This window comes from Limosilactobacillus panis DSM 6035, from assembly GCF_001435935.1.
Taxonomy (GTDB): domain Bacteria; phylum Bacillota; class Bacilli; order Lactobacillales; family Lactobacillaceae; genus Limosilactobacillus; species Limosilactobacillus panis.
In genome coordinates, this window is the sequence record NZ_AZGM01000092.1 from 1 (window position 1) to 6,386 (window position 6,386).

Annotated in this window: 7 protein-coding genes; 2 read left to right on the forward strand and 5 right to left on the reverse strand. The window is 48.3% G+C overall.

Features of this window, described 5'->3' with window-relative positions:
• Positions 1-67 precede the first annotated feature (67 nt).
• The 5 genes from dltD to FD32_RS09860 are packed head-to-tail and all read right to left on the reverse strand — an operon-like array spanning position 68 to position 4,521.
• Entirely contained in the window at positions 68-1,363 is a 1,296-nt protein-coding gene (gene dltD / locus FD32_RS06290) for a D-alanyl-lipoteichoic acid biosynthesis protein DltD (RefSeq protein ID WP_047768999.1), read from the reverse strand.
• The gene (gene dltC, locus FD32_RS06295; protein ID WP_047768997.1) at positions 1,356-1,595 is read right to left on the reverse strand and encodes a D-alanine--poly(phosphoribitol) ligase subunit DltC; all 240 of its coding nucleotides are present in this window, start codon (positions 1,593-1,595) and stop codon (positions 1,356-1,358) included. The genes dltD and dltC overlap by 8 nt, the downstream gene beginning before the upstream one ends.
• 22 nt (positions 1,596-1,617) lie before the next feature.
• Positions 1,618-2,841, reverse strand: a complete 1,224-nt coding sequence (dltB, locus tag FD32_RS06300) for a D-alanyl-lipoteichoic acid biosynthesis protein DltB (RefSeq protein ID WP_047768994.1) — start codon at positions 2,839-2,841, stop codon at positions 1,618-1,620.
• On the reverse strand, positions 2,841-4,367 hold the full coding sequence (gene dltA / locus FD32_RS06305) for a D-alanine--poly(phosphoribitol) ligase subunit DltA (RefSeq protein WP_169746078.1): 1,527 nt from the start codon (positions 4,365-4,367) through the stop codon (positions 2,841-2,843). Before dltA ends, dltB begins: the two co-directional genes overlap by 1 nt.
• 16 nt (positions 4,368-4,383) lie before the next feature.
• Complete coding sequence (locus FD32_RS09860) at positions 4,384-4,521, reverse strand: teichoic acid D-Ala incorporation-associated protein DltX (RefSeq protein ID WP_082126064.1); 138 nt, start codon at positions 4,519-4,521, stop codon at positions 4,384-4,386.
• 282 nt (positions 4,522-4,803) lie between these two features.
• Here FD32_RS09860 and alr point away from each other — a divergent pair, with 282 nt between their 5' ends.
• On the forward strand, positions 4,804-5,928 hold the full coding sequence (gene alr / locus FD32_RS06310; RefSeq protein ID WP_047768991.1) for an alanine racemase: 1,125 nt from the start codon (positions 4,804-4,806) through the stop codon (positions 5,926-5,928).
• A gap of 10 nt (positions 5,929-5,938) precedes the next feature.
• Positions 5,939-6,307, forward strand: coding sequence for a type II toxin-antitoxin system PemK/MazF family toxin (locus FD32_RS06315; RefSeq protein WP_056962142.1), 369 nt, complete (start codon positions 5,939-5,941; stop codon positions 6,305-6,307).
• The last annotated feature ends 79 nt before the right edge of the window (positions 6,308-6,386 follow it).

Genomic DNA, 6,386 nt, shown 5'->3' on the forward strand with positions numbered 1-6,386 from the left:
CATCTAACTCCATTAATTATTTGGGACTTATGTCACAGCCCCTAATCTTAGGTTGTCTTTGTGTACCTTAACGGTTTAATTGTTGTTCCTTAAAACTTGTCAAGTTAGCGGGAGTCGGGTTGAGATTTGTCCAATCCGGCTGCAGGAACTTGTCATTGAGGTGGTAATGAGGAGCGGGTTGGCGATGACTGATAAAAGCGTTGCTTACTTTGTCAAACTTAACCCAACCGGCCCAGCCAATATGGATTGTATCTTCCATAAATGACTGCTTGCCGCCATCATGTGAAAGGTCCAAGACGTTATTGAAACCTTGTTCGTGCAGCTGAAATTTGATCTTGTCAACGGTTCGGTAGTACATTTGCATGTCCAATCCCGTGTACTTTTCCCACTTAGCATTGACCGGTGGAATCACAAAGAGTACGTTGGTGTTCGTGTTGCGGAACTCGTTTAAAACGACCTGGAGATCACCGTACTCTGGCGACTTCGTGTAGTTCATGTACTTTTGTGAGTCCTTGACGTCCTTTAAGTGAGGTTTGATTCGCTTTGTGTAGAAACTATTCTTGACGTTGAACTGGTTGTTAGTAGTGTTGTGCTTACCGACCGCAACTGCTTTCTTGTAGAGAGTATTGTAGTGGTACTTATTAGGAAGCTTTTTAATGTTCGGCAAGATGTAGCGCTGGTAGTTACGGTTGAGCTGGAACTCTGAGAAGAGGGCGTCCTCATGCTTAAGCATCCCCAACCGGGTTTTGATAACTAACCGGTCCCAACTATTGAGTGACTTTCCCATAGCAATCTTACGGGCATCGGCCCCGACCGTCCCGTCCTTACCAATCAATGTAATCAACCGACGAGCAGTATAACGGTCATACGGTGAATTTGGGTTAGCTTTCTGCAGCCAAGTCAGGTTGGCGTATGAACCATTGTAATACTTGAATGCCGGTGGTAGGACTCCCTGCTTGGTAAACCACTGCGGGGAGATGATGTAGACGGCTTTCTGGTCAGTCAGCTGGTTTTCCATTGAATTAATGTTGAAGAACTGGGGCAAAGACTGGGTACCACGGGAGCCAAACAGGAATGGCGTGTAATTGTGGTAGCGGGCCGCCATCACTGACGGGTGGAAGCGGTCCATCCGCCGCAGTTCACTCGACCCAAAGAATGGTACAAACTTGGTCTGCTTATCGCTTAGTGCCTGTTGCTTGATCGATTGATTTTTGAAGACGATGGGACTAAGGGAAACCGCCGCCTGCTTTTCGGTTGCGGTAGTGTGATGGTTCTTAATCGGCAGGAAAAAAAGAATGATCACGAGCACAAAGGCAAGGATAACCGGGCCAAAGATGGACCACAGTTTCCGGTGGCTATGCATTTTGAAGCTCCTTTACCCGTTGTTCAATCTTTTCAATGGTATTCCACTGACTCCGGTCAAATTCAGAAACCGGAACTTGGACACCAAATTCGTCCTGCAGACCTAATAGGAGACTCACCGTGGCCATGGAGTCGAGCAGGCCACTAGTAAATAGGTCTTGGCTAGCATCACTGAAGTCCGCAGCGTCCCGACCAGTTGTATCAGCTAAAATGTTAATAATTTGTTCTTGCATAATATAAATCCTCCTCAAAATACTAGTGGTTGTTAAAGAAGAAAGTATCTAGAAAACCACTAAAGATCAAAAATGTAAACATTACAAAGTTAAAGGTAATAAAGATGGCCACACCAGTTGTGAACTTATTGTGTGGTAGCTTCTTCAGGTGCTTGCGCTTATAGCGGAGCCACCAGTCGTTAACCACCAGGGCAATCCCGTGCAGGAAGCCGTAGAGAATGTAGTACCAGGTGATTCCGTGCCAGAAGCCCATCAAAACCATGTTAAGCATGTAGGCGGTTGATGAAAGGGCGTTCCGGTTCTTGAACCACCGCTTCTTGGTGGCCATGAAGACAAACCGCATGAAGATGTAGTCCCGGAACCAGAAGGATAGGCTGATGTGCCACCGGTTCCAGAATTCCTTGATGTTCTTGGACTTGAACGGTTGCTTGAAGTTCATCGGTGACTTGACACCCATAAAGTAGGAGATGGCCACCGCAAACAAGGAGTAGCCGGCGAAGTCGAAGAACAGGTAGAAACCATAGGTGTACATGACCCCCAGCATGTGCCAACTAAACGGGTCGTGTTCAGCCAAGGTCAGCCGTTCAAAGTACGGGTAGAAACGTTGGCCAAAGAAGTAGCCAATGACGAACTTGTATAAGAAGCCGAGGAAGAGGTAAAAAATCCCCTTGCTGACTAGCTGTAAATATTCGTCTCGACTGGGAACCTTTTGGTAGTCCTTTTCAAAGCGCCGGTAACGGTCAATTGGCCCCGAAGTAATGGTCGGCATGAAGAGAATGAAGCGGATAAACTTCCATGGGGAAATTTCTTTGATCATTCCGTCCCGGGTCTCAATCACGGTTCCGACCGCCCGGAAAGTCAGGTAAGAGATTCCGAGGAAGCCGAGCAGTGAGTTATGACCTACCATTGCCGGCGAAAGCTTCACGATGACCAGTGGCAAAATGGAGAGAGCGGAGATCAAATAGAAGGTTCCAGACCCATTCTGCTTTTTACGGTAGTGGGTGTAATACATCACCAGGCAGGTTTCGTAAATGACGTAGACAATCAGGGAAATTCCCTGTTGCCAACTGCTCCCGTCAAACATCAGGAAGATGAAGATGAAACTAATTAATGCCTCATACCAGCTGAACCGTTTTCCGAAGTAAAGGCCAATCCCCAATGGTAAGATGGCAAGGATTAAATAGAAAAAATACATTGGGGTGCCGTAAGCACTGAAGTTAGGGAGACTAGCAATCCAGTTAATCATTATTCGTTAGCCTCTTTGATCAGTTGTTTAACTGCAATCTTGCCATTTGCAGACATCGGAAAGCTGGTGCGGTAAGTGAACTGGGTCGGCATCATGTAGGGCATAATCAGGCCCTTTAGGCTTTCCCGGATAGCGGCCGTTAACTTAGCCGGGTCGTCTGGTTGCTCCTTAGGAATTACCGCGGCAATCAAGTGGGTAACCTGACCATTTTGATTATATTTCGGCAGGGCGACCGCCTGTTTGATGAGCGGACTCTTTTCTAGGCTGGCCCGGACTTCGTCAAGCTCAATCCGGTAACCATGGAGCTTGATTTGGAAGTCCATCCGACCCTTATGGTGGAGCAGGCCGTCTTCATCAAGGACCCCAGCATCACCGGTCCGGTAGGCATTTTGCCCGTTGAGCTTAAAGAATGACTTGGCAGTCTTTGCCGGGTTATTCATATACCCTTGGGCAACACTACTACCGGCAATGATGATTTCTCCCTGTTCACCGGAGGTGGTCAATTGCTGGTCACCCTTCCAGATTGAAAGGGTCGTACCCGGCTTGGCGTAACCAACGGGTAGGCGGTCACATTTGGCAACCATTTCTGGGGTGATTTCAATTTCTGAAATGGCAACCGTTGTTTCGGTGGGCCCATACGTGTTAAAGATGTGGGCATGTGGGAACCGCTGCTCGAGGTTCTTCACGGTCTTAACCGTGAGCTCCTCCCCGCAGAACAGGAAGTACTGGAGGTCGCCCATTTGCTTTTCACTAAAAGCCGGACTAAGCATTAGCATATCAGCAAATGATGGGGTCCCGACGAAGACGTTAAAGCCAAGTTGCGGTAGGGCTGTAAATAACTGGCCAAAGTTCTCGACCACACTGTGTGGCACCGCTTTGATGGTGCTGCCACTCAGCAAAGCCGGATATAAGAACATGTTTGACAGGTCAAATGAATAGGGGGGTTGGCCAAGATAATTAGTCTTCTTTGGCAAATTGAATTCGGGCCCCAGCATCCAATCAACGAAGGTCTTCAGGTTGTCATGACTAACCTCAACCCCCTTTGGTGAACCGGTCGTCCCGGAAGTAAACAGGATGTAAGCTAGTTCGTCACCCTGGACAGGGTCCTCAGGCGTAAATGAATGTTGCGCATTGATAGCGTCGCCAATTTGCCGCGCATCAACCACCGGTACTTTGACCATCAGTTGGTCAGCAGGGAAGCTATCAATTCCAATCACCAGACTTGGCTGACCGGTATCGAGGATTGACTGGATTCGGGGTAAGGCCGAATCCGATGCTACTGGAATATAGGCGTGGCCCGTTTTCAGGGCTGCCAAGAAACACGCCACCATTTCAACCTGATGGTCCCCAAACACAAGTAGGGGACTATGCTTGGCTAGTTTTTGCTGGTCAAGCCATTCTGCCAGACTGTCGCTTGCGGCTTTTAATTCCCTATAGGTGGTAACTTTGCCCATTTCGTCATAGGCAACCTGGTCAGGGGTAGCAGTGGCAATCTGGTCAAAGTCAGTAACAATGTTTGTATTCAATTTTCTTTCCTCCACGTTAGAATTCATTATAAATAAACGGTTCTTGTCCCGCACCGTAATATCCATACAAGTAAATTAATAGAACGATTACGGCAAAATAGAAGACCGTCTTTAAGATGAACTTTAGTGTGGGATGATTCTTAATACTTTGGATTAAGATTATGAATCACTCCTTTCGCTATCAATAGCTAATCCTACCACAAAAGTGTACTGCGCTACGGCACAATTGGGGAGGTGTCGCAGCAATTTTAACTTTTTTATAACTTATTGGGGCGGGAATGATTATAGCAACTTGGATTATATGTCAATTTACCTGGTAAGCAAAGAGGAAAATTAGTTATGTTTAGGTTAAATTTGAAATGATTTATGCGTTAGGAGGACATTTTTGCTAGAATTGTATCCGATACTGAAAAATAGGAATGAGAAGTGAACAAAAATGATTACTGGTCGGTTACGAAATACCGAATATGTTATTGACTTGCAGGCTTTACAGGACAACATTCGTGCCCAGCGGACTGCATTGCCGACAGGGAGTAAAATTTTGGCAGTTGTGAAGGCCAACGCTTATGGTCACGGTCTGCTGGCGGTTTCGCAAGCAGCACTGCGTGCCGGGGCAACGGGGATGTGCGTTGCTATCCTGGACGAGGCTTTAGAGCTGCGGGACAGTGGGGTTGAGGCAATGACCCTTGTTTTGGGAATTACCCCGGTCGAAGAGGCCAACGTGGCGGCAGAGGCGGGGGTCTCCCTCACGGTTGGTTCCGTGGACTGGCTGGAGCAGTACCACCGGCTTGCCCAACAGTTTACCTGGCAAAAGCCCCTCAAGGTCCACTTGGGCATTGACAGCGGGATGGGGCGGATCGGTTTTACCGACCTGGATGAATTCCACCGGGCGGTTAAGATGGTTGAGCAAAACCCGGAATTTGAATTTGAAGGGGTCTTTACCCACTTTGCAACGGCTGATAGTGCTGATGACCAATACTTTGAAAAGCAGGTTCACCGTTGGCAAGAATTTATTGGCAGCCTTGACCAGTTGCCGCCGTACGTTCACATGGCTAATTCGGCAACCGGGTTATGGCACCGGGACCAGATTACCGCTAATACCGTGCGGATGGGGATCTCAATGTATGGCTACAACCCATCAGGACGGGAACTAAAGGCGAACCTGCCGTTAAAGCCGATTGGGACCCTGAAGACCACAATCTGCTTTGTCAAGCAGTTAAAGGCCGGTCGGTCGGTGAGCTACGGGGCTACCTACACTGCTGCTAAGGACGAGTGGCTGGCAACTTTGCCGATTGGCTATGCCGATGGCTACCCGCGGAGTTTAACCGGCTTTAAGGTGTTAGTTGATGGTCATTACTGTGATATTGCCGGCCGGGTCTGCATGGACCAGATGATGGTTCGCCTGCCGAAATACTACCCGGTTGGAACACCGGTAGTGCTGATGGGCAAATCTGGTAACCTGGCGATTACTGCCGAAGACCTGGCCGATAAGGTGGGGACGATCAACTACGAAATTTTGACGAACATTAGTAACCGGGTCCACCGGGTTTATCATTATTGAGAGGTAAGCGATGGCAAAAGAACAGGTGCGCCGTGGGGAAATCTACTTTGCTGACCTGTCACCAGTTGTGGGGTCCGAACAGGGCGGTGTTCGCCCGGTCCTCATCTTGCAAAATGATGTGGGCAACCAGCACAGCCCAACAGTGATTGTGGCGGCAATTACAACCCGGGTCCAAAAGAAGCGTCTGCCAACGCACGTTTTACTGACCAAGACGGAGACACCGCTGGCCCATAATTCGGTGATCCTTTTGGAACAGGTGCGGACAATTGATAAGCAGCGCCTCCAGGACCGGATTGCTAAGATTGGCCCGCAACGGATGAAAGAGGTTGACCGGGCGCTTAAGATTAGCCTCGGCTTAATGACAATCGGCAAAAAGTAAAGAGGAGCGAAAAGGTTGCAATCTTGAAGTGCAATACAAAAGTTGGACAAAATTAGATAATTAAGCTGCTAGGGCATGA

Bases quoted from the DNA above. Each gene is read 5' to 3' on its own strand.
- dltC (WP_047768997.1), bottom strand. From the start codon at position 1,595: ATGCAAGAACAAATTATTAACATTTTAGCTGATACAACTGGTCGGGAC.
- dltB (WP_047768994.1), bottom strand. From the start codon at position 2,841: ATGATTAACTGGATTGCTAGTCTCCCTAACTTCAGTGCTTACGGCACC.
- dltD (WP_047768999.1), bottom strand. From the start codon at position 1,363: ATGCATAGCCACCGGAAACTGTGGTCCATCTTTGGCCCGGTTATCCTT.
- alr (WP_047768991.1), top strand. From the start codon at position 4,804: ATGATTACTGGTCGGTTACGAAATACCGAATATGTTATTGACTTGCAG.
- FD32_RS06315 (WP_056962142.1), top strand. From the start codon at position 5,939: ATGGCAAAAGAACAGGTGCGCCGTGGGGAAATCTACTTTGCTGACCTG.